The sequence below is a fragment of the Collinsella sp. TF08-11AT genome, from assembly GCF_003437035.1.
In the GTDB taxonomy this organism is placed as follows: domain Bacteria; phylum Actinomycetota; class Coriobacteriia; order Coriobacteriales; family Coriobacteriaceae; genus Collinsella.
Map to the genome: position 1 here is coordinate 1 of NZ_QSRL01000030.1, position 1,707 is coordinate 1,707.

Annotated in this window: 1 protein-coding gene; it reads left to right on the top strand. The window is 60.2% G+C overall.

Annotated features, from left to right (window positions below):
- On the top strand, positions 1-1,175 hold a 1,175-nt coding region (locus DXC79_RS09935; protein WP_117636072.1), incomplete at its 5' end, for a sugar nucleotide-binding protein.
- Positions 1,176-1,707 lie beyond the last annotated feature (532 nt).

Consider the following 1,707-nt stretch of genomic DNA (forward strand, 5'->3'; position numbering starts at 1 on the left):
TGCGCGAGGGCAGCGCCACCTACGGGAAGGTGTTCACCTGCACGCTCGACCCGTCGAAGGCCATCTACGTCCCGCGCGGCGTGGGCAACTCCTTCCAGGCCCTGGAGGACGGCACCGCCTACACCTACCTGGTGGACGCCCACTGGTCCCTTGAATTGAAGAGGACCTACACCTTCGTGAACCTCGCCGACCCCGAGCTCGCCATCGAGTGGCCGATCCCGCTCGACGAGGCCACCGTCTCCGAGGCCGACCTCAACCACTCGATGCTCAAGGACGTCGTCCCCATGGCGCCCAAGAGGACGCTCGTCACCGGCTGCGACGGCCAGCTGGGCCATGCGGTGCGCGCGCTCGCCGAGGAGCGCGGCTTCGCCAAGGACTTCGACTTCTGCGACATCGACACTTTCGACATGTCCGACCCGGACGCCTACTCAAAATACGACTGGTCGCTCTACGGCACCGTGATCAACTGCGGCGCCTACACCGCGGTGGATAGGGCGGAGACCCCCGAGGGCCGCGTGACCGCCTGGAAGGCCAACGCCACCGGCCCGGCGCTGCTCGCACGCACCTGCGCCGGGCACGGGATCACGCTCGTCCACGTGTCCAGCGACTACGTCTTCGACGGCACCGCGGAGGCCCACACGGAGGACGAGCCCCTCAGCCCGCTGTCCGTCTACGGCCAGACCAAGGCCGCCGGCGACATCGCCGTGGCCGAGTGCCCGCGCCACTACATCATGCGCAGCTCCTGGGTCATCGGCGAGGGGCACAACTTCGTCAAGACGATGAAGGCGCTCTCCGACCGCGTCGCCGACCCGGACGACGGGCTCGCGCAGGTCACCGTCGTGGACGACCAGCTGGGCCGCCTGACCTTCACGCGTGACATGGCGTCTGCCATCTTCCACGTGCTGGGGGCCCATGCGCCCTACGGCACCTACAACTGCACGGGCTCCGGAGCCGTGAGGAGCTGGGCGGACATCGCCCGCGCCGTCTTCGAGGCCGCCAACGGCAACGGCGACAGGGTCGTGCCGGTTTCGACCGCCGACTACTACTCCGAGGCCCCGAGCCCCATCGCACCGCGCCCGGTCCACTCCGCGCTCGACCTGTCCAGGCTCGAGGCCGCCGGCTTCCACATGCCCGACTGGGAGGAAGAGCTGGGGGAGTATCTCAAACTGTGTTAGTTTGATATTTCGATAATTTTGGGTTTTTGGTATAGGGGCGAAGCGGGTCCGCTCCTATACCCTTTTAATGGTCATTATTTAACGCTTGTAATTTCACTCGCTTCCATCAAGTAATTCAGGGCTTTTGTTATGGTAGGCCTGGATTAAACCTTGGGGCCAAGCTGTTCTAGAGGGTTGGTGAACCGAGTTACGGCTATTCACTTGTGTTCATGCTTCCAGGTCTCTCTATCTATCGCTCTCTGCTGTTCAAATTTGGCTTGAAGCGAATTAATAGAGTATTGCTAATTTCAATTAGTTGTCTATTCGCTAATTGAAATTATTCCCCACTTAATTATGTTCGTGTGACAACGCTTTATTGTTACGTATGTTCTTTAAACTAGGATTGACACTCTGCAGCCATCTTGAGGGTCTACTCGGAATCTTTTTGATTCTTACTTGAGATATGTAAGCTAGGCGAAGAAACGGTGTCTACTATGCGGGGGTTGATTTTCAATCTCAACGCAACAGCCTGAACGGGTCCCGCGTTTCCGCA